Annotated in this window: 21 protein-coding genes; 11 read left to right on the top strand and 10 right to left on the bottom strand. The window is 31.4% G+C overall.

All coding sequences use genetic code 11. The annotated features are described in order from the left end of the window. Nucleotides 1–80: 80 nt before the first annotated feature. The 9 genes from hpf to WHD54_RS02955 form a co-directional block, all read right to left on the bottom strand. Complete coding sequence (gene hpf / locus WHD54_RS02915; RefSeq protein ID WP_088323157.1) at nucleotides 81–389, bottom strand: ribosome hibernation-promoting factor, HPF/YfiA family; 309 nt, start codon at nucleotides 387–389, stop codon at nucleotides 81–83. 3 nt (nucleotides 390–392) lie between these two features. Next, nucleotides 393–1283: a tyrosine-type recombinase/integrase gene (locus WHD54_RS02920; RefSeq protein WP_088323158.1), complete on the bottom strand. Its 891-nt coding sequence runs from the start codon at nucleotides 1281–1283 to the stop codon at nucleotides 393–395. 230 nt (nucleotides 1284–1513) lie between these two features. Further along, nucleotides 1514–1711: a 30S ribosomal protein S21 gene (gene rpsU / locus WHD54_RS02925; protein ID WP_088323159.1), complete on the bottom strand. Its 198-nt coding sequence runs from the start codon at nucleotides 1709–1711 to the stop codon at nucleotides 1514–1516. Nucleotides 1712–1975: 264 nt separating this feature from the next. Continuing rightward, entirely contained in the window at nucleotides 1976–3142 is a 1167-nt protein-coding gene (locus WHD54_RS02930; protein ID WP_088323160.1) for an acyl-CoA dehydrogenase family protein, read from the bottom strand. Between the two features lie 20 nt (nucleotides 3143–3162). Next, nucleotides 3163–4044 (bottom strand): helix-hairpin-helix domain-containing protein, encoded by an 882-nt coding sequence (locus tag WHD54_RS02935; RefSeq protein ID WP_088323161.1) that lies wholly within the window; start codon nucleotides 4042–4044, stop codon nucleotides 3163–3165. Nucleotides 4045–4053: 9 nt separating this feature from the next. Next, on the bottom strand, nucleotides 4054–5667 hold the full coding sequence (locus tag WHD54_RS02940) for an alanine/glycine:cation symporter family protein (RefSeq protein WP_088323162.1): 1614 nt from the start codon (nucleotides 5665–5667) through the stop codon (nucleotides 4054–4056). A gap of 87 nt (nucleotides 5668–5754) precedes the next feature. Then, entirely contained in the window at nucleotides 5755–6654 is a 900-nt protein-coding gene (rfbD, locus tag WHD54_RS02945; protein WP_088323163.1) for a dTDP-4-dehydrorhamnose reductase, read from the bottom strand. A gap of 44 nt (nucleotides 6655–6698) precedes the next feature. Beyond that, nucleotides 6699–7697 carry a potassium channel family protein gene (locus WHD54_RS02950; protein ID WP_088323164.1) on the bottom strand — a complete coding sequence of 333 codons (999 nt, stop codon included), beginning with the start codon at nucleotides 7695–7697 and terminating at the stop codon, nucleotides 6699–6701. 3 nt (nucleotides 7698–7700) lie between these two features. Further along, a complete protein-coding gene (locus tag WHD54_RS02955) occupies nucleotides 7701–7919 on the bottom strand; it encodes a PspC domain-containing protein (RefSeq protein ID WP_088323165.1) in 219 nt (72 codons plus the stop codon). Between the two features lie 166 nt (nucleotides 7920–8085). On the opposite strand from WHD54_RS02955, the gene uvrA reads away from it, so the two are divergent. From uvrA to WHD54_RS02980, 5 genes are all read left to right on the top strand, one after another. After that, nucleotides 8086–10908 (top strand): excinuclease ABC subunit UvrA, encoded by a 2823-nt coding sequence (uvrA, locus tag WHD54_RS02960; protein WP_088323166.1) that lies wholly within the window; start codon nucleotides 8086–8088, stop codon nucleotides 10906–10908. 35 nt (nucleotides 10909–10943) lie between these two features. Continuing rightward, nucleotides 10944–11651 (top strand): TIGR00730 family Rossman fold protein, encoded by a 708-nt coding sequence (locus WHD54_RS02965; RefSeq protein ID WP_088323167.1) that lies wholly within the window; start codon nucleotides 10944–10946, stop codon nucleotides 11649–11651. Between the two features lie 147 nt (nucleotides 11652–11798). Next, on the top strand, nucleotides 11799–14558 hold the full coding sequence (locus WHD54_RS02970; protein ID WP_088323168.1) for an aminopeptidase: 2760 nt from the start codon (nucleotides 11799–11801) through the stop codon (nucleotides 14556–14558). Nucleotides 14559–14735: 177 nt separating this feature from the next. Continuing rightward, nucleotides 14736–17189, top strand: a complete 2454-nt coding sequence (locus WHD54_RS02975; RefSeq protein WP_088323169.1) for an alpha-ketoacid dehydrogenase subunit alpha/beta — start codon at nucleotides 14736–14738, stop codon at nucleotides 17187–17189. A gap of 133 nt (nucleotides 17190–17322) precedes the next feature. Beyond that, nucleotides 17323–19746, top strand: a complete 2424-nt coding sequence (locus WHD54_RS02980) for a zinc-dependent metalloprotease (protein WP_088323170.1) — start codon at nucleotides 17323–17325, stop codon at nucleotides 19744–19746. 46 nt (nucleotides 19747–19792) lie between these two features. Here the strand turns inward: WHD54_RS02980 and WHD54_RS02985 are convergent, their stop codons facing one another. Next, complete coding sequence (locus WHD54_RS02985) at nucleotides 19793–21064, bottom strand: DUF2851 family protein (protein ID WP_088323171.1); 1272 nt, start codon at nucleotides 21062–21064, stop codon at nucleotides 19793–19795. Nucleotides 21065–21174: 110 nt separating this feature from the next. Between WHD54_RS02985 and WHD54_RS02990 the strand changes: the two genes are divergently transcribed. From WHD54_RS02990 to dapB, 6 genes are all read left to right on the top strand, one after another. Then, complete coding sequence (locus WHD54_RS02990; RefSeq protein ID WP_088323172.1) at nucleotides 21175–21810, top strand: NAD(P)H-dependent oxidoreductase; 636 nt, start codon at nucleotides 21175–21177, stop codon at nucleotides 21808–21810. 11 nt (nucleotides 21811–21821) lie between these two features. Further along, nucleotides 21822–23285, top strand: coding sequence for an aminoacyl-histidine dipeptidase (locus WHD54_RS02995; RefSeq protein ID WP_088323173.1), 1464 nt, complete (start codon nucleotides 21822–21824; stop codon nucleotides 23283–23285). Between the two features lie 188 nt (nucleotides 23286–23473). Beyond that, a complete protein-coding gene (locus WHD54_RS03000) occupies nucleotides 23474–24238 on the top strand; it encodes a ParA family protein (protein ID WP_088323174.1) in 765 nt (254 codons plus the stop codon). Further along, nucleotides 24238–25122: a ParB/RepB/Spo0J family partition protein gene (locus WHD54_RS03005; protein ID WP_088323175.1), complete on the top strand. Its 885-nt coding sequence runs from the start codon at nucleotides 24238–24240 to the stop codon at nucleotides 25120–25122. Before WHD54_RS03000 ends, WHD54_RS03005 begins: the two co-directional genes overlap by 1 nt. Then, nucleotides 25123–25710 carry a DUF5683 domain-containing protein gene (locus WHD54_RS03010; protein ID WP_233130961.1) on the top strand — a complete coding sequence of 196 codons (588 nt, stop codon included), beginning with the start codon at nucleotides 25123–25125 and terminating at the stop codon, nucleotides 25708–25710. It begins immediately after the preceding gene. Between the two features lies 1 nt (nucleotide 25711). Then, entirely contained in the window at nucleotides 25712–26413 is a 702-nt protein-coding gene (gene dapB / locus WHD54_RS03015) for a 4-hydroxy-tetrahydrodipicolinate reductase (protein WP_088323177.1), read from the top strand. Nucleotides 26414–26473: the final 60 nt, after the last annotated feature.

Below are 26473 nucleotides of genomic sequence, written 5' to 3' on the forward strand. Positions count from 1 at the left end.
TTTCTAACGGATTGCAAATGTATAAAGTTTTTTTATATTTTAAAACTTTTTATAATTTTTTTTTACTTTTTTTTATCTTTTTAAGAAATTAGAGAATCCCTATGCTTTTCCTTAGAACGTTTTAACTGCCTCTTTAAATTGTCTACCGCAGCGTTTACACCCTCTTCGAAAGTTTTTGTCTCTCTTTTTACCATTAATTCACTCCCTGGAATATTAATTTTAATTTCTGTAATTTTATTTTCTTTATCGCTTGTATTCTGAACTTTTAGAAATACTTCGGCATCTACAATTTTATCATGAAATTTTTCTAAAGAGGCTACTTTTTTTTCTACATAATCGATTAGCTTTTGATCTGCATTGAAATTTACTGACTGGGTGAATACTTTCATAGATTACTGTTTTTTATTGCTCCTAGGGTGAGCACGGTTATACACTTTTTTTATTGCATCAAGACTATTATGGGTGTAAACTTGTGTTGATGCTAAAGAAGAATGCCCTAACAATTCTTTTACTGAGTTTAAATCTGCGCCTTCATTTAATAAATCTGTTGCAAAAGAGTGTCTTAAAATGTGTGGACTCTTTTTCACTTTCGATGAGGCTCCACTAAAATAGGAATTAATAATTCGATAAACAAGTGTTTCGTATAAATTATTACCTTTAATTGTTACTAATAAATTCTCAGAAAATATACCTTGCTTTTCTTTTAATGATAGGTACTTTTTTATAGAACTTACAATGGGCTGTAATAAAGGAATTATTCTTTCTTTATTTCTTTTTCCTAACACCTTAATTTTTCTACTTTCTAAGTCTACTGAAGATTCTTTTAATTGAATCAACTCTATTCTTCTAATTCCTGTTGTATAAAGCAACTCGACAATGAGTTTATTTCTAACAGATTCGAAATCTTCTGACAGAGACAGTTTTTTAATTACAGCATCTACTTCTGATGATGTAAAAGGAACTTGAACTTTTTTAGGAACTTTTAAGGATTTGTGTTTGGATAACGGATTTTGAGGTAATTGATTCGTTTTTAATAAAAAAGTATAAAAACTTTTTAAAGTCGTTACTTTACGATTTATAGATCTATTCGAAATATTTTGATCTACTAAAGACACAATCCAATGTCTTATTTGAGGATATTCTACTTTTGTTAAATCTGATATTTCAAAAAATTCTTTACAAAAATCTTTAAAAGCGAATAAATCTGCTTTGTAAGCAATAATAGTATGCTTAGAAAACTGCTTTTCTAAATGTAGGTATTCCAAAAAAGCTGTAATGTGCATTAATTATTTATTTACTTTCAAAGTTAACAATTTTATTGATATGTAACAATGCATAATTGTAACAGTTGTTTTTAAATTTGATAAAATCTTAGTCATAAAAAAAACTCGTAACAATATTGTTACGAGTTTTAATTGCTTTGGAGTATCTACCTAAAGATACTGCTAATAGTTATTAGTTTAACTTACATCTTTTAATAGATTGCTGCGCAATTACTAAAAGTTAAGTTTGACTATCCTACTTCTTCTTGCGTTCTTAATTTCTGAACATAAGAGGCTTTAATTCTTTGCGCTCTTTTTGCTACAGATGGCTTTGTAAAGTTTTTTCTGTTACGTAAGTTCTTCATTGTTTTTGTTCTGTCGAATTTTCTTTTGTAACGCTTTAAAGCTCTATCTATATTTTCTCCTTCTTTAATAGGTATAATTAACATAAGTTGGCACCTCCCTTCATACGTCTCTTTATATTTTTAATAGTTCGAAAACTAATTGTTTTTAAAATTTAGTTTGCAAATGTAATTACATTTAGTGAATTAACAACCTAAAATTGAGTTATTTTTACCTAACAATTTGCGTTAGCGATTGAAATGGCATCCTTTTAAACAGAAATATTATTTCTTTTTAAAAGATATAATGAAAAGCGCGCCCTTTTTTTCAAAGGAACGCACAATTATATAAATAGCATGATGAATATAAAACTATGTGGCAGGTTTGTATTCTTTATTATCGATTACCATTTTTGCGATAATTTCTTTTAAAATTTCGGAAGTACCACCACCAATAGGTCCTAACCTACTGTCTCTTAGTAAACGAGCCATCGGATACTCCTCCATGTAGCCATAACCACCCAACAGCTGAAGCGCATCGTAAATAACCTCATCGGCCATTTTTGTGGATAATAACTTAGACATACTTGCCTCTTTTACAACATACTGTCCATCGTCTAGTCGCTTTGCTATAGAATAATTGTATTCTTTACACATATCTACCTTACTGGCCATTTCTGCAATTTTATGTCTTAGCACTTGAAATTTGTCTAATGACTTGCCAAATGCTATTCTTTCTTGCATGTATTTTATAGCGTAATTTACAGCAAACTCTGCTCTTGCATGCGCATTTACTCCCATAATTAATCTTTCTGAAGCAAAATGCTGCATAATGTATGGAAATCCTTTACCTTCTTCTCCTAAAAGATTTTCTGCTGGTATTTCTACATTATCAAATGCGAGTTCTGCAGTATCTGAAGCTCGCCACCCCAATTTATTTAACTTAGTTGCAGATACACCTTTTGCACTTCTATCTACAATAAATAAACTAATTCCTTTATATTTTTCTGACGGATCTGTTTTTGCAGCTACAATTAAATAATCGGAATAAACACCATTTGTTATGAATGTTTTTGAGCCATTTAAAATATATGATTCTCCCTTTTTTATTGCCGTTGATCGCATTCCCGCAACGTCACTTCCTCCAAAAGGCTCTGTTATACATAAACATCCTATCATTTTTCCAGCTACACTTGGTACCAAGTATTTTTGCTTTAAATGTTCGCTTGCTTCTTTGTTTAAATGTGTCATTGCTAAATACTCATGCGCCCACATTGCCGCAGCAAAACCTCCAGAATTAATTTTTTGTAATTCTTCTAAAAAAACTACCGTGTAAAAAAGGTCTAACTCTAAACCACCGTAAGCCTCTGGTGTTGCCAAGCCGAAATAGCCCATTTCACCAAATTTCTCCCAAATAAAGCGTTCTATGGTACCAGTTGACTCCCATTTTTCGATGTGTGGAACTACTTCTTTTTGTAAAAAATCTTTAAAACTTGCACGAAAAGCTTCATGCTCTTCAGTAAAATACATACTGCCCATCTATTATGATTTAGAATTTTTTATTCAGCCACCAAATATAAGACTATTCTCTCATATTTATCTAAAGGAAAATCTTCTATTTCTTTTAATTCTGAGATATTTTGCAACTCTGCAACTTCATCTCTGTAATTAAAAATCTTTTTACAAAGCTCATAATCGATATACGGGTTTTTAAGTAATTCTCTGAATTCTACAGTATTTACGTTCTGTTTAACAATAATTGGTTTTGCTACAACAACAAACTTTTTAAGTAGCTTTTTTACCGTTAAACTATCTATGTTAAAAACTTCATAAAGTTGATATCCAAAAGTAAAACCTTGTAATTTAGAACGATACTTAATAATTCTATCAGAAAATGTTGGTCCGATTCCGCTAATAGTTTGAAAATCATTTTTTGTAGCTTTATTTATATCCGAAGTAGATATCCGCTTTTTTTCTACAAATATATTTTTTTGAGTTTGCTTTTTTAAGGATGTGTTTCTTTTTAAAACCCATGAAGGGAATTTAAATTTTGAGGAAATCCTTTTTAATAGGGAGTCGCTTACATTGGTTACTTGCTGAAATTCTTTTACAGAATTGATAAATTTTCCTTTAGAACGGTATTCGAGTAATCGATCAATTTCAAGTGTAGACATACCAAGTTTTTCACCGCTGTAATCGGAAATATAATTCGGATTGAAAGGAAATATTTTTGGCTTTCTATTTTCTAGTTCAATTTTTTGTAAGCTATCTAACTTTTTTAAAATAGCTGAGCTTACATTATTATTAATGGGAGAAATATCATTTTTAGAGACTGTATTTAAATATATAACTACTTGAAAAACAACAATAATTATTCCCAAAAAGAAAATCCCATTTCTTTGGCTTTTTGTATACCAGAAATGGGATTTTAATAGTTTCATATTTTATATTTACATATGCTCGTTTACATCTATAGCTCCGTCTTCTATAGCTTCTTCTTTTTTATTGATAGCATTCATGTATTTAGAAAGTTCTTTTTTAATGATTGGCGATAACATGATTACACCGATAATATTTGGAACAACCATTGCAAAAATCATAGCATCTGAGAAATCTATTACTGCTCCCAAACTAATTGATGCACCGATTACAACAAACATTAAAAATAAAATTTTATACACTAAATCGGTAATTTTACCTTTTCCGAATAAAAACTTCCAACCTTGCATACCATAATAAGACCATGATATCATAGTAGAAAAAGCAAAAAGAATAACAGCAATTGTAAGTACCACAGAAAAGTGAGGAATAACTGAGTCGAAAGCTACAGCTGTTAACTCTACTCCTTCTTTAATTTCTACACCATATTGCATAAATTGGCCATCGAAATTTGTTATAATTATTACCAAAGCAGTCATTGTACAAATAACAACTGTATCTACAAAAGGCTCTAACAAAGCGACTATACCCTCACTAGCAGGATATTTAGTTCTTACAGCAGAGTGTGCAATTGCAGCAGAACCAACTCCGGCTTCGTTTGAGAATGCTCCTCTACGAATACCTTGAATCATTACTCCTATTAAACCACCTGCGATACCTAAACCAGAAAATGCACCTTCAAATATTAGCATAAAAGCATCATCTATAAGTGTAAAGTTTGCAAACAATATAATAACAGCTGCCAACACATAAATTCCTGCCATAAAAGGCACTACTTTTTCTGTTACAGAGGCAATTCTTTTAATCCCTCCAATAATAACTATAGCAACTAAAACTGCCATTACAATACCAAAATACAAACCTGCATTAGGACCTGTTAATTCAAATAATTTTGTAAACTGTGCAGCCGCTTGATTTGCTTGGAACATGTTTCCACCTCCAAAAGAACCACCAATTACAAAAATTGCAAATAATATTGCTAATACTTTTCCAAAACCACCAGCACCTTTTTCTTTTAATCCTTTCGTTAAGTAGTACATAGGACCTCCGTATACAGTACCATCCTCTCCTACATCTCTATACTTTACTCCTAAAGTACATTCTGCAAATTTAGACGCCATACCCAACAACCCTGCAACAATCATCCAAAAAGTTGCTCCCGGTCCTCCGATTGATAAAGCTACGGCAACACCAGCAATATTTCCTAAACCTACTGTAGCCGAAAGTGCTGCAGTTAAAGCTTGAAAATGAGAAACTTCTCCATCTACACTTTCATCTCTAATAGTGTCTAAAACATCTCCTTTAGTTGTTTGATTTCCATATAATTTGTCTACACCGTGCTTTTCGATATCTTCATATTTACCTCTTACTACCTGAAATGCAGTTAAAAAGCCTGTAACATTAATAAACTTAAAATAAATTGTAAAGTACAATGCACCACCAATTAGCACGATTAAAACCCATGGAATTTGGAATGATTCTGAAAATGGAATTTCGTAAAAAATAGCATCTACAAACCACCCTGTATAATCTTTAAATACGGCATCTATGCTATCTGTTGTGCTTTGTGCAAATGTTAAAAACGGAACTGCTAGCAGCAATAACGAAAAAAATTTTTTCTTCATAATGTGATTGATTATTTTTTAATTAGTAGCACGCAATATCATAAAAAAATGCTCCTTTAACAAGTTTTAACAGTTAAAACTGTCTTTTTAGCTAATTTTTTGTTTGAAAGCAACTAAACTTTCTTTGAATGATTTAGGGTAAAAAAGTAGTTGGGTATTGGTTTTCGACAAGTCAAAACCTGTTTTTGAGGGTCTTATTGCTCGTTGATTTAATGTTTTTGAAGAAATTGGCTTAATTAAATTTTTATCTAAATTAAAAACACTTGCAATTTGTTGTGCAATTTCATAAACACTTAGTAAAGTGCTCGATGAAATATGAAAAACACCTTTAGCACTTTTATCCATAGAAATTTTACAAGCCATCGCTAAATCTTCAACATAGGTTGGCGCCCTAAACTGGTCGTTTACAATTGTTATTTCTTTATTATTGGCAAGCATCTCCCTTACCCATAAAACGATGTTATTTCGCTTCATTTGATCTACCAAGCCATAAACCAAAATTGTTCTTAAAATTGTATAATGAACACTACTGTTGGTTATTATTTCTTCTGCTTTTAGTTTAGAAAACCCATAGTAACTTAAGGGGTTTGGCTCATCTGTTTCTTTGTAATTTCCTTTTTTTCCATCAAAAATAAAATCTGTAGAAATATGCACTAAATGACAAGAATTTTTTTCGGAAATATCTACAAGCCATTTTACTAGCGTAACGTTTGTAAGATAGCAAGCATCTTTTTCAACTTCACAAACATCTACCTGAGTCATGGCAGCTGTATTAATGATAACATCTGGCTGAATCTGCTTTACAGCTTTTTTTAACAAATGCTTATTGGTTAAATCAACAGAAATATATGCAAAATTGTTCTCCTTACACCTGTTTTCTCCTCTAGAAAAACCGTAAACAGTATAGTTGTTCTTGTCTGCAGCTAATAATTTTACTAAAGTTTGCCCTAGTAAACCGTTACTGCCAGTAATAATTACTTTTTTCATAGACTATTTGATGATACAAAAGCTAAAAGCTTTTATTTGCTGATCTAAAACAACTCTCTTAATTTTATTATTTGCTCTGGTCTACCTAAAACAATTAACTGAGAGTCTGCAACCAACTTAATACTAGCCTCTGGATTGATAATATAATCTTTGTCTTGATTTCTAAACCCGATTACAGTACAGCCTGTTTTACGTCTTAAATCTAAATCTAAAATAGTCTGATTAAGATATTTTGCTGGTAAATCGTTCACAGAAACTTCCTCTAAGTTTGCGGTGGTTTCTCCTTCTATAGTCAACCTATCTACAAATTCAATAACATCTGGTGTTGTAACCAAAGAAGCCATATGATTTCCACCAATTTTATCTGGCATTATTACATTATCTGCCCCAGCAATTTTTAATTTATTGTAAGAGCTTTGCTTGGTTGCTCTACTTATAATGGTACAGTTAGCATTTAACTGTCTTGCACTTAAAACCACAAATAAATTATCGGCATCAGATGGCAATGCAGTAATTAAAAAAGAGGCCTTTTTTATACCTGCCTGTACCAAAACCTCATCTACTGTTGCATTGCCATGAACACTTAAATACCCTTCGGCATCTAAAGAATCGGCTATTTCTTTTTCATTTTCTATTACAACAAATTCTCTATTGTAATTTTTCAACTTAAAAACAGCTTGTTTTCCGTTTCTACCATAACCACAGACTATGGTATGTTTCTCTAATTTATTAATTTGCTTTTTCAATCTTTTAAATTTAAAATGTTCAAAGAGTTTACCACTAACAATATACTCTGAAAATGTTGAAATGGCATAACCAAAAATGGAAATACTTGTAATTATTAAAAATATAGTAAATATTTTTTCTTCGGAAGTAAAAGGTCTTATTTCGCCAAAACCAACAGTTGTTACCGTTATAACTGTCATGTAAAGAGCATCTACAAAACTAAAATCAGAGAGTAACATGTAACCAAAAGTTCCAACGAGAGTACTTCCTGTAATTAAGATTAAAATTTTATTTATCTTAGATTCTAAAATTTTCATAAGCTACAAATCGAAAACAGAACTTCTTTTGGTGTACACAATGTCTTTTAACTTTAAAATAAAAGCCATTGTTAAATAGAATGCAAAAGACAAACCTACGGTAAAAAAAGTTACATATATAAAAAATAAACGCACATTAACAGCACGCATTCCTAAACGATCTGCTAACCTAGAAAATACGCCAAAACCATGTCTCTCAAAAAAATGTCTAATAGAGTCCATTTCTACAACTATTTAGGTATTGCAATATACTATTTTGTGTAAATTTATCAATATTTTTAAGAAGATTTCTTTCGAAAGTGAAACAAATCACTAAAAAGGTTTTTATAAACATTCTATTTTTTAAATTCCTATTGATTAACTTTGCTTTTTTCTTAAAAATAACACTTTGAAAGACCAAGAATACCTAGATGTTTATGGAGCCAGGGCTCATAATTTAAAAAATATAGATGTAAAGATTCCACGAGATCAATTAGTGGTTATCACTGGACTTAGTGGTAGTGGAAAATCTTCTCTTGCTTTTGATACTATTTATGCAGAAGGTCAAAGGCGTTACATAGAAACATTTTCGGCGTATGCAAGGCAATTTTTGGGAGGTTTAGAAAGACCTGATGTTGATAAAATTGATGGATTATCGCCTGTTATTTCAATAGAACAAAAAACAACAAATAAAAGTCCGAGATCTACTGTTGGCACTATTACAGAAATTTATGATTTCTTGCGATTGTTATTTGCCAGAGCTGCAGATGCGTATTCTTACAATACAAATCTGAAAATGATAAGCTATTCCGACGAACAAATAAAAGAACTTATTTTAAAAGAATACAGCGGGAAAAAAGTAGCAATACTAGCACCTTTAATCAAATCTAGAAAAGGACATTATCGAGAATTATTTGAACAAATTTCTAAGCAAGGCTTTTTGCGAGTTCGTGTGGATGGTGCTATCATAGAAATTGAAAAAGGAATGAAACTAGATCGCTATAAAACACATGATATTGAAGTAGTTATAGACCGACTAATCGTTTCTAATGATATTGAAAATCGGCTAGACGAAACCATAAAAACTGCTTTATATTCTGGTGATAATATAATGATGGTTATCGATTTAGAAACCAATACACCACGTTATTTTAGTAGAGAGCTAATGTGCCCAACATCTGGTATTGCCTACCCAAATCCAGAACCTAACACGTTTTCATTTAACTCACCAAAAGGAGCTTGCGATGTTTGCAATGGGCTAGGAATAGTAAATGAAATCAACTTAAACAAAGTAATTCCAGACCATAAAATTTCTATAAAAAATGGTGGTATCGCTCCTCTTGGAGAACAAAAAAATAGTTGGATTTTTAAACAATTACAAAACATAGCTGAGCGGTATCAATTTAAACTTACAGACGCTATTAAAGATATTCCAAAAGAAGCTTTAGATATTATTTTAAATGGCGGAAACGAGTCTTTTGAAATCACCTCAAAAACTGCGGGTGTTCGTAGAAATTATAAAATTGATTTTGAAGGAATTGTAGCATTCATAAACAACCAATTTAACCATGCAGAAAGCACTTCTATAAAAAGATGGGCTAAAAACTATATGGATGAAGTTTGTTGTAATAACTGCCAGGGAAAGCGTTTAAAAAAAGAAGCATTACATTTTAAAATTACTGATAAAAACATCAGCGATTTGGCGCAAATGGATGTTACAGAATTAGCCAATTGGTTTGCTTCGATAGAGAAAAAACTATCAAAAAAACAACTTATAATAGCCTCTGAAATTATAAAAGAAATTCGAACCCGTATTCAATTTTTATTAGATGTTGGTTTGGATTATCTAACATTAGACCGAACCTCAAAATCACTTTCTGGCGGCGAAGCACAAAGAATGAGACTTGCCACACAAATTGGCTCTCAATTAGTGGGTGTATTGTATATTTTAGATGAGCCAAGTATTGGCTTACATCAGAGAGATAACCAGAAATTAATAGATTCTTTAGTCAAATTAAGAGACATCGGAAACTCGGTAATTGTTGTAGAACACGACCAAGACATGATTGAAAATGCAGATTTTGTTTTTGATATTGGACCTGGCGCTGGAAAACACGGAGGGCAAATTGTATCTGCAGGAACATTTAAAGAACTAAAAAAACAACAAACATTAACTGCAGACTATATAACTGGAAGAAAAAAAATTGAAATTCCTAAAAAAAGACGTAAAGGAAACGGCAAATCTATAGAATTAAAAGGAGCAACTGGTAACAACTTAAAAAATGTATCTGTTTCGTTTCCTCTAGGTAAAATGATTTGTGTAACAGGGGTTTCGGGTAGCGGAAAATCAACATTAATAAACGAAACTCTGTATCCTATTTTAAATGCTCATATATACAGAGGCGTAAAAAAACCAATGCCGTACAAAAGCATTAAAGGTTTAGAAAATATTGATAAAGTTATAGACATAGACCAATCGCCAATAGGTAGAACTCCACGTTCGAACCCAGCTACATACACAAAAACTTTTGATGAAATAAGAAGTTTATTTGCAAAAACCGCTGAAGCTTCTATTCGAGGATATAAACCTGGGCGTTTTTCATTTAATGTAAAAGGCGGTCGCTGTGAAACTTGCCAAGGAGGTGGAGTACGAGTCATAGAAATGAACTTTTTACCAGATGTTCACGTAGAGTGCGAAACCTGCCAAGGCAAAAGGTTTAATAGAGAAACATTAGAAATTAGATACAAAGGGAAATCTATTGCTGATGTATTGGATATGACTATCGAAGAAGCGACAGATTTCTTTGAAATGATTCCTAAAATTCATAGAAAATTAAAAACTATAAAAGATGTTGGCTTAGGATATATAACCCTTGGGCAACAATCAACCACATTATCTGGCGGTGAAGCACAACGAATAAAATTAGCTGCAGAACTATCTAAAAGAGATACCGGAAATACTTTTTATATATTAGACGAGCCCACAACAGGCCTGCATTTCGAAGACATTCGTGTATTAATGGAAGTCTTAAACAAACTAGCTAATAAAGGAAATACTGTTCTTATTATAGAACACAACCTAGATGTGGTAAAACTAGCCGATTATATTATAGATGTAGGCATGGAAGGCGGAAGAAATGGTGGGAAAATTTTATGTACTGGAACGCCAGAAGAAATTATAAATCATAAAAAAAGTTACACAGCCAAATTCTTAAAGAAATTACTAAAATAATATTGAGTATTATTAATTATTAAAAAATTGAAATTATGACTAACGACGATAGAAAAATAAAAGAAAAACTACAAACAAAAACCTGGAACGAAATAAAAACAAATGATTCTTGGGCCATTTTTAAAATAATGGCAGAATTTGTAGAAGGGTATGAAAAATTGAGTAAAATTGGTCCATGTGTTTCTATATTTGGTTCTGCTAGAACAAAACCAACACACCCCTATTATAAGCTAGCAGAAGAAATTGCTTTTCAACTTACACAAAATGGTTTTGGCGTAATTACCGGTGGTGGACCAGGAATTATGGAAGCCGGTAACAAAGGTGCTAACAGAGGAAAAGGAACGTCGGTGGGTTTAAATATAGAGCTTCCATTTGAACAACATGATAACCCATGGATAGACAAAGGCAAAAGTTTAGATTTCGATTACTTTTTTGTTAGAAAAGTTATGTTTGTAAAATATTCTCAAGGATTTATTGTAATGCCGGGTGGTTTTGGTACTATGGATGAACTTTTTGAAGCAATAACACTTATTCAAACAAATAAAATTGGTCGTTTCCCGATAATTTTAGTTGGCTCTAAATTTTGGGGAGGCTTGCTAGATTGGATAAAAAATACGCTTCTGGAAGAAGGTAACATTAGCGAAAAAGATTTGAACTTATTTAGAGTTGTAGATACCGCAGAAGAAGCTATAGAACACTTAAATAAATTTTACGCGAAATACAAACTGAAACCGAATTTTTAATTTAAAAAAAATCCTGTTTTACCTAAAAACAGGATTTTTTATTTTCATATATTTTACCTTACATTTATATCTTGCTTTTTTATTTTAATATTTTTTTTGAAGAAAAACATTTACATAACTTTTTTGCTTTTGCTCGCATCTATTAAAATGCTTGCACAAGAAAATAGCACCCATATAAAAGCACTTTTAAATACCGACAAAAAACTTTTACAAATACAACAAGAAATTGTTTTTTTTAATGATTCCGATAGCACTCTTAACAAAATTATACTTCATAATTGGGCAAATAGTTTTAAAAATAGAAAAACTCCACTTTCTAGAAGATTTATAGAAAATTTTAATAAAGAGCTTTATTTCGCAAAAGAAAGTGAGCTTGGTTACAGTAAAATTAATAATATTAGTTCAAACTTTAACACGTTAAGGTATAGCGAAGATGAACAACAACCAGATATTTTAAAAGTAACATTACAAACTCCTCTGAAACCAAACTCTTCCGTTACTTTAAACATCACTTACGTTGTAAAAATTCCTGCAGCTAAATTTACCGGTTACGGATTTACTAAAAATGGATACAACTTAAGGTATTGGTACATAACACCAGCTATTTACCAGAATGGATGGCAAAAAATGAGTAATTTAAATTTGGATGATTTATATGAAAACAACACCAATTTTAATATAGAAATAACCATCCCTAAAAATGAATATTTAGAAAGTTCTGCTCAGATATATAAAACATTTAAAAACACAAAAAACACTTATTTTTTAAAGTCAGAACACAGTAAAGATATTATTATAAATATCCAAAAAAATAATCCTTTTAAAACCTTTTACACAGATAAAAAAACTATTGTTACCAATGTTTTAGACGATCAAATAGACGACCTGTTAACTAAAGATGTTTTAAACAGAGAGCTAAAATTTTTAGAAGAATACTTAGGTCCTTTGCCGCTAAATAAAATTTTTATAGACAAAACCACTCAAAGCAAAAACCCTGTTTATGGTTTAAGTCAGTTGCCCAAAATTATTAGTCCGTTTTCAGATGTCTTTAAATATGATTTAACACTTTTTAAAGCGCTGTCTAACCGATATTTAAAACAAACCCTCCTATTAAATGAAAGAACAGACTATTGGCTTTTAGACGGATTGCAAAAATATTTGATGATGGAATACGTAACCAAATTTTACCCAGAAATTAAAGTTTTGGGCAAAGTTTCAGACTCTTGGTTTTTAAAAAAATACAATATTTCTAAACTAGAGTTTAACGAAAAATATCCTTTTGTTTATCAGTTTACAGCCCGAAAATTTTTAGATCAATCATTAACAACTCGAGCCGACTCACTTTCTAACTTTAATAGAAAAATAGTAAGCAAATACAAAGCAGGCTTAGGTCTAAACTATTTAAAAGGATACCTCGGAGAAGCCGTTTTAAACAATAGTATCAAAGAATTTTATCAGCAAAATAAATTACAAAAAACTACCTCTAAACAATTTAGAGAAATTCTAACGAAAAAAACTACAAAAAAAATTGATTGGTTTTTTGAAGACTATTTGCAAACGAATAAGAAAATTGATTATACCCTAAAAAAAGTAGCCGAAAAGCAGGATAGTATTTATATATCTATAAATAATAACAGAAACATAACTACTCCCATTGCTCTATATGGTATAAAAAACGACTCCATACAATTTAAAAAATGGTACACTAATGTTAATGCCAAAAAAGTAGTTGCCTTTGGTAAAGGAGAATTTGAGCAATTTGCATTAAACTACGAAAATATTTATCCGGAATACAACACGTTAGACAATTACTACAACACCACTAAAAAGCTGTTTAACAAACCTTTAAAATTTACCTTAATAAAAGACATTCAGGCTCCAGATTACAACCAAATTTTTTATCAACCTATAGCTCGTTATAATTTTTATGATGGATTAACAATGGGCGTTAAGTTGCACAATATGCCCATAATAAAAAGAAATTTAGAGTTTAAACTATCGCCTGCATACGCCACAAAGAGTAACATGATAAATGGTGCCTTTAGCGTGTTATATAATCAGTTTTACGAAAAAACAAAACTATATAAAATAACGTATGGTATTGTAGGAAACACCCAACAATATGCTCCAGAACTTTCATATAGTTCACTAATACCATACGTAGATTTTGTATTTAAGAGAAAATCTTTGCGAGATGCAAGCAGTGAATTTTTAACTGCAAAAATGGTACATATCAATAAAGAAGTTGCTCCTAATATTGCAAGAACAGATCAAGACAATTACAGTATTTTTAGTGTAAGTTACAATTATATTTTTCCTGATATTATAGATGAAGTTCGATATCGATTTAATACAGAATTTGCCAATAAATTTTCTAAAATATCCGCAGACTTCAGATACAGAAAACTTACCTCCTCAGACACCCAACTAGATTTTCGAGTATTCGCAGGAGCTTTTCTACACAATTCATCCGAAGGTAATTACTTCAGTTTTGGCTTAGATAGAGCCAACGACTATTTATTTGAATTAGGCTATTATGGTCGCTCAGAATCTACCGGTATTTTTAGTCAACAATTCATCATTACAGAAGGAGGATTTAAATCGGTACTACCAAAAAGATTTGCAAACCAATATATGTTGTCTTTAAACTCTAGCATTGGGCTGTGGAAATGGGTAGAGTTTTATAATGGAGTTGCCTTTTTAAAGAGTAAAAATGAAAAAGTTTTTTTTGGTTACGAAAACGGTATTCGACTTAATTTTATTCATAATATTTTCGAGCTATACTTTCCCCTACACTCCAACAACGGATGGGAAATTTCACAACAATCGTATTATCAAAAAATACGATTTACTTTTACCGGTGATTTTAACAGAGTGTATAACTTTTTTAGAAGAGGCTTTTTTTAGAAATTACTAAACAACAATTTTAGTACTCAAATTATTTCTTTTTCTATTTAAAAATTATGTATTTCATAAAATAAACTTTAAAAAAGCTGTTTTTATTACGATATTTTTAATATAAATTTATATTTCTAAATATCAACTAAAAAAACTACCTTTGCAAAATATAAACCCCAGATAAAAATGCTACAAAAAACACGTTCACAAAATACAAAAGAACTCTCTTTTGAAGATTTTAAGGCAGAAGTTTTAAACGATTATAAGATTGCGAAAATAAGTAGAGAATGTAGTTTACTTGGTAGAAGAGAAGTTTTAACCGGTAAAGCAAAATTTGGTATTTTCGGAGATGGCAAAGAGGTGCCACAATTAGCTATGGCAAAAGCTTTTAAAAAAGGTGATTTCCGATCTGGTTACTACAGAGACCAAACCTTTATGATGGCCATAGGAGAGCTAACTGCTCAACAATTTTTTGCAGGCTTATATGCACACACAAATATCGACCTAGAACCGATGTCTGCTGGGAGACAAATGGGTGGTCACTTTGCCACACATAGCCTTCATGAAGATGGCAACTGGAAAAACCTAACTGAACAATACAATTCTAGTTCAGACATTTCACCAACAGCAGGTCAAATGCCAAGATTACTAGGACTTGCACAAGCCTCTAAAGTATACAGAAATGAGAAAAGCGTTCAGAAAAACACCAATTTTTCTGTAAATGGTAATGAAGTAGCTTGGGGTACTATTGGAAACGCAAGTACTAGTGAAGGCTTGTTTTTCGAAACTATAAACGCTGCAGGAGTTTTACAAGTACCTATGGTAATGAGTGTTTGGGATGATGAATATGGAATTTCTGTTCACGCAAAACACCAAACTACCAAAGAAAGTATCTCTGAAATTTTGAAGGGTTTTCAAAGAGATAACGAAAAAAATGGATATGAAATTTTCGTAGTTAACGGATGGGATTATGTACAACTAATAGATATTTACAACAAAGCTGCTAAAATAGCCAGAGAAGAACATGTACCTGTACTAATTCATGTAAAAGAATTAACGCAACCTCAAGGCCACTCTACCTCTGGTTCTCATGAAAGATACAAAGACAAAGAAAGACTTTTATGGGAAAAAGAGCATGACTGTATTGCTCAAATGCGAAAATGGATTTTAGATTTTGAACTCCCAACTGAAGATGGTAAAATACTTCGTTTTGTAAATTCTGAAGAAGAAATCATCTTACTGGAAAAAGAAGCTAAAAAAATAGTTACTTCTGCAAAAAGAAATGCCTGGAATGCCTATACAAACGAAATAAAACAAGAGGTTTCTGTGGCAGTAGATTTATTAGATAAAATAGCTGCAAAAAGTAAAAACGGTGCTTTTATAACCAAATATAAAAACGATTTAGAAAATATTCTCGAACCTATAAGAAAAGAAGTATTAATTGCTGTGAGAAAATCTCTTAGATACTTAAACGAGGAGGATTTTCCAGAAAAAACAGCATTACAAAACTTTATAAAAACATCATTAGAAAATGCTGCTTACAAATATTCCTCTTACTTAATGAGTGAAAATGAACTAAGTGCACTTTCCATACAAGAAAAAAAACCAACTTATCAGCAAGAAAAAAAGCTTGTAGATGCTAGAATTGTTATGCGCGACAATTTTGATGCCTTACTAAAAAAACATCCAGAGCTACTTATTTTTGGTGAAGATGCTGGTTATATTGGCGATGTAAACCAAGGATTAGAAGGGCTACAAGAAAAGTATGGAAACATTAGAATTTCTGACACAGGAATAAGAGAAGCTACCATAGTAGGGCAAGGAATAGGAATGGCAATGAGAGGTCTAAGACCTATTGCAGAAATTCAATATTTAGACTATCTATTATATGCTTTGCAAATAATGAGTGATGATTTAGCAACGCTGCACTATCGAACTTTCGGCAAACAGAAAGCACCTTTAATTATTAGAACGCGTGGCCATCGTTTAGAAGGTATTTGGCACGCTGGATCTCCAATGGGAGGTATTATAAACAATGTAAGAGGGATGCATGTTTTGGTTCCAAGAAACATGACCAAAGCTGCTGGCTTTTATAATACTTTATTAGAAGGTGACGAACCTGCTTTGGTTATAGAATGCTTAAACGGTTATCGATTAAAAGAAGAGCTACCCAACAACCTAGGCGATTTTAAAACACCTATTGGGGTTGTAGAAACAATTAAAAATGGGACCGATATTACGGTAATTTCTTACGGTTCTACGCTAAGAATTGTAAGCGATACAGCTAAAGAACTTCAACAAGTTGGTATTGATGTAGAAATTATTGATGCTCAAAGCCTTTTGCCTTTCGATTTAAAACACGACTGTGTAAAAAGCTTAACCAAAACCAACAAATTATTAATTGTAGATGAAGACGTTCCAGGTGGTGCTTCTGCGTTTATTTTACAAGAAATAGTTGAAAAACAAAATGGATATCAGTATTTAGATAGCAAGCCAGCTACATTAAGTGCCAAAGCTCACAGACCTGCTTATGGCACGGATGGCGACTACTTTTCGAAACCATCGGCTGAAGATATTTTTGAAAAAATATATGCTATAATGCATGAATCTAATCCACAAAAATATAAAAGCTTATATTAACTGTTGATTATTGCACAGTTATACAAAAAAAGGCTTTCAAGAATATTCTAGAAAGCCTTTTTTTAACACTATTATTGATTTCTTTTTAACTGAATTTTAATATTTTAGTAGCATAATAACAATTTATATAATTATGAAAAAATTAATGCTTCTAACCTTTCTTTTTGTGTTCTCAATTCCTACGGAAACAACTGCACAATTTTGGAAAAAAAAGACTAAAAAAGAAACACAAAATTCACCAAAACAGAAACCGAAAAAAACAAAAGGATATAGCGATTTCGTAAAAAAAGATACAAAAACAGATAACGGACTTTTTAAAGTTCATGAAAATAAAGACAGTTTCATCTATGAAATTCCTAAAAACTATCTTGGCAAAGAAATGTTATTAGTAACTAGACTTAAAGAACTGCCTGCCGATTTAGGTGGTGGATATGTAAATGCAGGATCTAAGATAAATACACAAGTTATTGTTTGGGAATCATTTAAAAACAAAGTCCTATTAAAAGTAAAATCATACAATGCAGTAGCCAACGATTCTTTACCAATTTACAAATCTGTAAAAGCAAATAATTTAGAGCCTGTAATTTATGCTTTTGATATTAAGGCACAAAACACCGACTCTACTGCTGTTTTAATTGATGTAACAAAATTTTTCTCTACAGATGTAAAAGCCATTTCTGGACTACCCTCTTATTTTAGAAGCAGATACAAAGTAAGGCGTTTAGATGCTTCAAGAAGCTTTATAAATAGTATAAAAAGCTACCCAAAAAATATAGAGGTAATTCAAGATTTTTCATTTGATGCAGATGCACCACCTAGCAATGCAAGTACAAATACCATAACACTTCGCGTAAATCAATCGATGATTTTACTTCCAGAAAACCCAATGATGCCAAGGTTTTCTGACAAAAGAGTTGGGTATTTCTCAATTGGAAATGTAGACTACAGCTCAGAAGAACTTAAAGCAGACAGTAAAAGATATATAAGACGCTGGCGATTAGAACCAAAAGATTTGGCCGCCTATAATCGTGGTGAATTGGTAGAACCAATAAAGCCGATTATTTACTATTTAGACCCAGCTACACCAAAAAAACTAAGAAAATACATACAACAAGGTGTAAACGATTGGCAAAAAGTTTTTGAAACTGCTGGTTTTAAAAATGCAATTATGGCAAAAATGCCTCCAACTAAAGAAGAGGATCCAGAATTTAGCATGGAAGACATTCGTTACTCCTCGATCAGATATGTGGCAAGCACAACAAGAAATGCTACAGGGCCAAGTGTTTCTGACCCAAGAACAGGAGAAATTTTAGAAAGTGATATTATTTGGTATCACAATCATTTACGCTCATACAGAAATCGCTATTTACTTGAAACCGGAGCTGCCAACCCATCTGCAAGAACATTAAACACTCCTGATGAAGAAATCGGAGATATGATGCGTATGGTAATTGCACACGAAGTTGGCCATGCGCTTGGCTTACCTCATAACATGGCTGCAAGTTTTGCCTATGACACCGAAAATCTAAGAGATGGAGATTTTACTCAAAAAAATGGAATTGCAGCTACTATTATGGATTATGCAAGATATAATTATGTGGCACAACCAGGCGACAAAAACATTCGCTTTATTAGACAATTGGGGCCCTACGACCACTATGCTATAAACTGGGGATATAGAAAAATACCAAACGTAACTTCACCTGAAGATGAGGTTAAAACATTAGATGCATGGATAGAAGAAAAAGGAGACAACCCAATATATCGATTTGGAGCACAACGCTTCGACCCTTCTGCACAAACGGAAGGAATTGGTAACAACCAAATTAAATCTAGTACATATGGTGTTAAAAACTTAAAAATTGTTGCTGAAAATTTACCAAATTGGACGTCTTCTCAAACCAATAATTATGAGGACTTAGATGAATTGTATGGTGAATTATTAAGTGTTTGGGGGCGTTATTCTGGTCACGTTGCAGGTAATATTGGTGGGGTTTATGAGTTTAATAAAAAACCAACTCAAAAGGGCAATGTATATGTTCCTGTTTCTAGAGAACGACAAACTAAATCGATGAAATGGCTTCATGAAAACGTTTTTGAAACACAAAATTGGTTATTAGACAAAAATATATTAAATAAAATCGACGAAAGTGGTTATACCAAGCTTCTTGCAAACTATCAAAATAGATTTTTAAGAACTTTATTAAATACTTCTACTTTAGAAAGAATGATAAACTCTAAGATTATCGACAATAATACCTACACTGTATTAGAAATGATAAATCAACTTAATGAAGGAATATTTTCTGAAGCAAAAAGCTCGAAAAACGTAGATTTATATAGAAGAAACTTGCAAAAATCTCTTATTGCAAGTTTAGAGAGTTTGCTTAAAAACACAAGTTTAATGAATACTGATATTCCTTCTATAGTTCGTGGGGAATTATCCGATTTAGAAAATCAATTGAAAAGAGCCAGTAAAAAATCGGTTAATAAAATAACAAAATACCACTATAAAGATTTAACTGATAGAATTGGTAAAATTCTAAATCCAAACTAATAAACTAGCTAAAGTTTAAGACCTCACAGATTTCTGTGAGGTTTTTTTATGACTTTAAAAAACGAAGTCCTACAGCACAAGATAAACAACGCTTTTTATCACAATAGTTATTTTTAAGCTCTAATAATGCTTGAGTATCAAAAGCATTATCTACCGGAACTTCTAGTCTCATAAATTTACTTATAATGGTGTTTTTTTCTGGTTTTATTGCTTTCAAAATAGAAAGTGAAACGTGGTCTAACATAACTCCTTTTTTTCTTTGATATAAAAATTTTAATGGAATTATGGTATTTACTAATAATAAATCTACAAAATCATTGGTTAACTTTTTGGAAGTTTTTTTTGAGTTTGATTCAAAATTAAAATGTGTTTTCCAAAAAGGGGCAACATCAATACTAAAAAAAGTATAATAATCATTCAATTTTTCTAAGTTCATCAACTTAGAAAATAAATTTTGATGCTTAGAAAATAAGCTAGCCAATTGCGCAATTCGTAGGGTAGGAAAATTACTTGGGCGCATTCTAAAAAAAGAAAAACTGTGTATTGGTAAGGGTAATAAATTGAATTTTTTTCTTAAAAAAAGGTATTCAGTCTTTAGCTCTTTAAAGTATTCATTTTCAATATTTCGCTCTAAAAAACCAGCCTGACCAAAGAGTAATGCAGATAAATGTTGCTGATTAGATGACACTTTTTTGAGTACTGAATAATCAAATGAATTGGCAAGATTTAAAAAAGCATCTGCATTTACTTTTAAACCGAAGTTTTTTGCTAATAATTGAAATAAAACTGCTTCGAAATTTTCGTTTGAAGCTCGTAAAAGTGAATTTATTTCATTAGATTTTCTTTGTAGTCTTTCAAAAAACAATCTTTCTTTCCAATTGCTAAATTCAAAAGTCTCAATTTGTGAAATTGCTTTGTTACATGGAATCCAGCTTTTTGTTTTAGTAGATAAATCCATATAATTTGACAATACATTTTTATCAACAATATCCTTTAATATGACGGTAGGTAGTAATGAATTATTTTTAGTATAAATATTGGCATCGTGTTCCCAAACAACATGTAAAATTACAGCATCGTAATTGGCATCACTTTCATGTTTATGTAAATACCAATCTGAAGATTTAAGATGTATCTCTACATTTCCTATCCATAAATGTTTGTTAATTCTTATATGTGCATTCAAAAAATCGGGTCCTGCATTAAAATTATGACTTCCCGACTTAATTATTTGCACATTTTCGTCTAGGGTTGATTTTACGTTTAAAACAGAAAATAATTTATATTTCCACAAATAATGTAAAAAATCTTCACTCATAGCTTTTTTTATCAAGGTACAAAAAAATTGATACCTACATCGATATATACAATTATACCTCTTTAAAAAGCAAGAATAATACCTTATTTTTGCAGCTCTAAATTAAAGAAATGAATATTATAGAAAGTTTAAAATGGCGGTATGCTGTAAAAAAATTCGATGCTGAAAAAAAACTTACAGAATCTCAAATTCTTACCTTAAAAGAAGCTTTTAATTTAACAGCTACTTCTTATGGTTTACAGCCTTTAAAAATGCTGGTAATAAACAATAAGAGTATTCAAGAAAAATTATTACCATTTTCTTTTAATCAACAACAAATAGTTCAGGCTTCTCATTTATTGGTTATTTGTGTTCAAGAAAATTACACAACTTCAGAAGTAGAAAAGTACTTTAACTTACTACAGAAAGTTCGAAAAACACCGGTTGCAGTTATACAACCGTTCAAAGATTTTTTAACCCAAGAAATAGCAAAAAAAACACAAGATGAATTATTTATTTGGAATAAAAATCAGGCATACATAGCACTAGGGAATTTAATGACAGTTTGTGCTTCGCAAAAGATTGATGCCTGCCCAATGGAAGGTTTTTTACCAGAAAAATATGCAGAAGTATTAGATTTAAAATCTAAAAATTTAAAAGCCGTTTTAGTTTTGCCTGTTGGTTTTAGAGCAGAAGATGACTTTATGAAAGATTTGAGTAAAATTAGAAAAGAACTCTCTGAAACAATAATAGAAATAACACAATAAAAAATACTATCATGAATATAGAAGTGAGAAACCAAGAACCGAAAGAAGTTTGGAATATGTTTGCAGATTTAAATGCTGTACCACGCCCTTCTAAAAAAGAGGAACGCATTATTGCATTTATGGTAAATTTCGGAAAAAAATTACATCTCGATACTTTTGTTGATAGCGTAGGAAATGTTATTATAAAAAAAACAGCTACGGCAGGATTTGAAAATAGAAAAACCGTAATTCTTCAGAGCCATTTAGATATGGTTCATCAAAAAAATAATGAAACCAATTTCGATTTTGAAACTGAGGGCATAAAAATGAGGGTTGATGGAGATTGGGTAACCGCAAAAGGAACCACATTAGGTGCAGACAATGGTCTTGGAGTTGCTGCAATTATGGCAATATTAGCCTCTAAAACAATAGAACACCCGAATTTAGAAGCTCTTTTTACTATTGATGAAGAAACTGGCATGACTGGTGCAATGGGCTTAAGAGCGAATATTTTAGAAGGAAGTATTTTGTTAAATTTAGATACTGAAGAAGATGATGAAATTGGCATGGGTTGCGCTGGAGGTATAGATATTACAGCTCAAAAAAACTATAAAGAAGAAGATACTCCAAAAGAAAGTGTTGCCATTACTATAACTGTAAAAGGTTTAAACGGCGGTCATTCTGGCATGGACATTCACAGAGGACTTGGAAATGCTAATAAGATAATGAATCGAATCCTATACAATAGTGCTATAAAATTTGATGCAAGTATTGCAGAAGTAATAGGTGGTGGTTTACGCAATGCTATACCAAGAGAAAGTACTGCAATAATAATTTTGCATAGCTCTCTTAAAGATTCTTTCTTAAGTGAAACAACTTTACTCATAAAAAAAATAAAAGAAGAATTAATAGTTGTAGAAAAAAACCTTACCATAGAATTAGAAGAAACTGAACTTCCCAAAAAAACTCTAAACAAGGTAACTCAAAATGAGTTTTTAAAAGCTGTATACGCAGCATTAAATGGTGTTTTTAAAATGAGCACTACTATTAAAGACCTAGTAGAAACCTCAAATAATATTGCCAACATTACAGCAAAAGAAGGAACTATAAAAATTGGATGTCTTACTAGGTCATCATCTGAAAGCAGTAAGTTTGACTTGGCTAACTCTATAAAATCTGCCTTTGAACTTGCTGGTTTTGAAGTATCTTTAACTGGTAATTATCCTGGATGGGAACCAAATATTAATTCAGAAATTTTAGCAATTACTGCAGATTTGTATGAGAAAATAAATGGAAAAAAAGCAAAAGTAGCTGCCTGTCATGCTGGTTTAGAATGTGGTATTTTAGGAAAAAACTACCCAAAAGTAGATATGGTTTCTTTTGGGCCAACCATTAGAGGCGCTCACTCGCCAGATGAAAAAGCAAGCATTTCATCCACTCAAAAATTTTGGAAATTCTTACAAGAAATATTAAAAAATATTCCAGAAAAACAATAGCGATTATAAGATACGAAACTGATATATAAACATGCATTTACTTGATCCTAAATCTTTAAAAAGCACTATAAAATAGGCACTAGAGTTTAGAGTCATTTATTTATTTTTTTATAACTTTGTTAACATCTTTCGTTTTTAAACATCATAAAAAAACGTAATTTTACGAGAATATTAATTCAATCGATTTTATGGGGAAAATTATTGCAATTGCAAATCAAAAAGGAGGTGTTGGTAAAACGACTACGAGTGTTAATTTAGCTGCCTCTTTGGGTGTTCTAGAAAAAAAAGTTTTGATTATTGATGCAGACCCCCAAGCAAATGCATCATCTGGATTAGGACTTGATGTAGACACTGTAGAAGGTGGTACTTACCATGTTTTAGAACACACACTTTCTACCAAAGAAGCTATTGTTAAAACAAGCTCACCCAATGTAGATATTATACCTGCACATATAGACTTAGTTGCAATAGAAATAGAGCTTGTAGACAAAGATGAAAGAGAATATATGCTTCAAAAAGCGCTAGTCGATATTAAAAAGGAATACGATTTTATTATTATAGATTGTGCACCATCATTGGGTCTTATCACACTAAATTCTTTGGTTGCTGCAGATGCCGTAATAATACCTATTCAGTGTGAATATTTTGCTTTAGAAGGACTTGGTAAACTACTAAATACAGTAAAAAGTGTTCAGAAAATACACAATCCTAATTTAGAGATTGAGGGATTGCTACTTACCATGTTCGACTCTAGGCTTCGTCTATCTAATCAAGTAGTTGATGAAGTAAGAAAGCACTTTAGCTCGATGGTTTTTAATACTATTATTAGAAGAAATACACGTTTAGGAGAAGCCCCAAGTTACGGAGAAAGTATTATTGCATACGATGCAACAAGCAAAGGTGCTGTAAATTACTTAAATTTGGCGCAAGAATTACTTAAAAAGAACTCATAATGGCAAAAGCAACAAAAAAACAAGCTTTAGGAAGAGGATTGTCTGCTTTATTAAAAGAAACTCCTAACATTAATTCTGCAAATGACAAGAATGCAGATAAATTGGTAGGTAATATCTTAGAAATAGAATTAGACTCTATAGAGGTAAATCCATATCAACCAAGAACCTATTTTGATGAGGAAGCCTTACGCGAATTGGCAAGTTCTATAAAAGAATTAGGAGTAATTCAACCAATTACAGTTCGAAAACTTCCTGGCAATACTTTTCAATTAGTTTCTGGAGAAAGAAGGTTTAGAGCCTCTAAACTTATAGGAAATAAAACTGTACCAGCATATATAAGGCTAGCCAATGACCAAGAAATGCTAGAGATGGCCTTGGTAGAAAATATTCAACGAAAAAATTTAGACCCTATAGAAGTAGCTCTTTCATACCAGCGTTTAATAGACGAAATACAACTTACGCAAGAAGATTTAAGCATTCGTGTTGGTAAAAAGCGCTCTACAGTTACTAACTATTTACGTTTGCTAAAATTAGATCCAATTTTACAAACAGGCATGCGAGATGGTTTTATTTCGATGGGGCATGGTAGAGCAATGATTAATGTTGATAATACAGAAGATCAACTGGCTATCTATGAGAAAATACTACGCGACAAACTATCTGTAAGACAGACAGAAGATTTGGTTAAAAATCTAAAATCTGGAACAGTTACAAAAGCAAAGAAAAAGCCTGTACCTAGTTTTGTTAAAAATAATATTAAAGATTTAAGTAGCTTTTTTGGCAATAAAGTTGCAGTAACAGTTGGTAGTAATGGTAAAGGAAAAATATCTATTCCGTTTACTTCAGAAGAAGACTTTCATCGAATAAAAAAATTATTAGAATAATTGTCTTTCATAAAAAATATATCCATTTTCTTTGGTCTTTTACTATCCATGTCGCTTTATTCTCAGAAAGATAGCACTGCAATAAAAGACATCAATATAAAAGAAACATTTGTTCAGGAAGGTTTGTACGAGCCTCTAAAACCTGCTAAAGCAGCATTTTATGCAGCAATACTTCCTGGTATGGGGCAAATTTATAACAAGAAGTATTGGAAAGCTCCGATTGTATGGGCTGCATTGGCAATACCTACTTATTACTATCAAATAAATAATAGTCAATATAAAAGATATAGAACAGCTTACAGACTTCGAAAAGCCGGATTTCAAGATGAATTTACATATAATTCTGGAAATACAAATGTATCTTTAGAAACGCTTGAACGAGCGCAAAGACAATTAAAAGAAAATAGAGATATGTCTTTATTATCTGGAGTAATATTATACATTTTACAAATTGTAGAAGCGAGTGTTAATGCTCATTTACTACAATTTAATACCGATGATAATTTATCATTTAAGCCTACAATTCTTCAAAACCCTATTCGTTTAGATGCTCCAAAAGTAGGTCTCACCATAAAATACACTTTTTAATATGAAAATTGCTTTATTAGGCTACGGAAGGATGGGAAAAGAAATAGAAAAAATAGCTATTTCTAGAGGTCATGAAATTGTAATTAGAAAAGAGGTTAATGATATTATAGATATTAGTTTAGCAGATGTGGCCATAGATTTTAGTGTTCCGAATGCAGCATTTGGTAACATTAGCAATTGCATAAACCATAATATACCTGTTATTTCTGGAACTACTGGTTGGTTAGATAAATTCGACGAGGCGGTTTCATTATGCAATGAAAAAAAAGGAGCTTTTATATATGCTTCTAACTTTAGTTTGGGTGTAAATATTTTTTTCGAACTTAATAAACAATTGGCAAAAATGATGAAGTCTGTTGAAGATTATACTATTTCTATGGAAGAAATTCATCATACCAAAAAGTTAGATGCGCCAAGCGGAACAGCAATTACTTTAGCAGAAGGAATTATTGAAAATTCTGATAAAGAAAACTGGGAATTAGGAAATAAATCCTCTGAAAAAAATATACCTATTGAAGCTAAAAGAATACCAGATGTACCCGGTACACACACTGTTTGGTACAAATCTTTGGTTGATGAAATAGAAATTAAACATACAGCACATAATAGACAAGGTTTTGCCCTGGGTGCTGTTGTTGCTGCAGAATGGATTTTAGGTAAAACAGGTATTTTTACTATGAAAGATGTGTTAAACATTCGTTAACCATCGTAACAAATAGCAACATTTTGCTACCTATAAACACAAAAAACTCCTTTACAAACT

This window comes from Polaribacter tangerinus, assembly GCF_038024095.1.
GTDB classification, from domain to species: domain Bacteria; phylum Bacteroidota; class Bacteroidia; order Flavobacteriales; family Flavobacteriaceae; genus Polaribacter; species Polaribacter tangerinus.

Excerpts from the sequence above, each read along its gene's own strand:
- hpf (WP_088323157.1), bottom strand. The coding sequence starts at position 389 with ATGAAAGTATTCACCCAGTCAGTAAATTTCAATGCAGATCAAAAGCTA.
- WHD54_RS02920 (WP_088323158.1), bottom strand. The coding sequence starts at position 1,283 with ATGCACATTACAGCTTTTTTGGAATACCTACATTTAGAAAAGCAGTTT.
- rpsU (WP_088323159.1), bottom strand. The coding sequence starts at position 1,711 with ATGTTAATTATACCTATTAAAGAAGGAGAAAATATAGATAGAGCTTTA.
- WHD54_RS02930 (WP_088323160.1), bottom strand. The coding sequence starts at position 3,142 with ATGGGCAGTATGTATTTTACTGAAGAGCATGAAGCTTTTCGTGCAAGT.
- WHD54_RS02935 (WP_088323161.1), bottom strand. The coding sequence starts at position 4,044 with ATGAAACTATTAAAATCCCATTTCTGGTATACAAAAAGCCAAAGAAAT.
- WHD54_RS02940 (WP_088323162.1), bottom strand. The coding sequence starts at position 5,667 with ATGAAGAAAAAATTTTTTTCGTTATTGCTGCTAGCAGTTCCGTTTTTA.
- rfbD (WP_088323163.1), bottom strand. The coding sequence starts at position 6,654 with ATGAAAAAAGTAATTATTACTGGCAGTAACGGTTTACTAGGGCAAACT.
- WHD54_RS02950 (WP_088323164.1), bottom strand. The coding sequence starts at position 7,697 with ATGAAAATTTTAGAATCTAAGATAAATAAAATTTTAATCTTAATTACA.
- WHD54_RS02955 (WP_088323165.1), bottom strand. The coding sequence starts at position 7,919 with ATGGACTCTATTAGACATTTTTTTGAGAGACATGGTTTTGGCGTATTT.
- WHD54_RS02965 (WP_088323167.1), top strand. The coding sequence starts at position 10,944 with ATGACTAACGACGATAGAAAAATAAAAGAAAAACTACAAACAAAAACC.
- WHD54_RS02970 (WP_088323168.1), top strand. The coding sequence starts at position 11,799 with ATGCTTGCACAAGAAAATAGCACCCATATAAAAGCACTTTTAAATACC.
- WHD54_RS02975 (WP_088323169.1), top strand. The coding sequence starts at position 14,736 with ATGCTACAAAAAACACGTTCACAAAATACAAAAGAACTCTCTTTTGAA.
- WHD54_RS02980 (WP_088323170.1), top strand. The coding sequence starts at position 17,323 with ATGAAAAAATTAATGCTTCTAACCTTTCTTTTTGTGTTCTCAATTCCT.
- WHD54_RS02985 (WP_088323171.1), bottom strand. The coding sequence starts at position 21,064 with ATGAGTGAAGATTTTTTACATTATTTGTGGAAATATAAATTATTTTCT.
- WHD54_RS02990 (WP_088323172.1), top strand. The coding sequence starts at position 21,175 with ATGAATATTATAGAAAGTTTAAAATGGCGGTATGCTGTAAAAAAATTC.
- WHD54_RS02995 (WP_088323173.1), top strand. The coding sequence starts at position 21,822 with ATGAATATAGAAGTGAGAAACCAAGAACCGAAAGAAGTTTGGAATATG.
- WHD54_RS03000 (WP_088323174.1), top strand. The coding sequence starts at position 23,474 with ATGGGGAAAATTATTGCAATTGCAAATCAAAAAGGAGGTGTTGGTAAA.
- WHD54_RS03005 (WP_088323175.1), top strand. The coding sequence starts at position 24,238 with ATGGCAAAAGCAACAAAAAAACAAGCTTTAGGAAGAGGATTGTCTGCT.
- dapB (WP_088323177.1), top strand. The coding sequence starts at position 25,712 with ATGAAAATTGCTTTATTAGGCTACGGAAGGATGGGAAAAGAAATAGAA.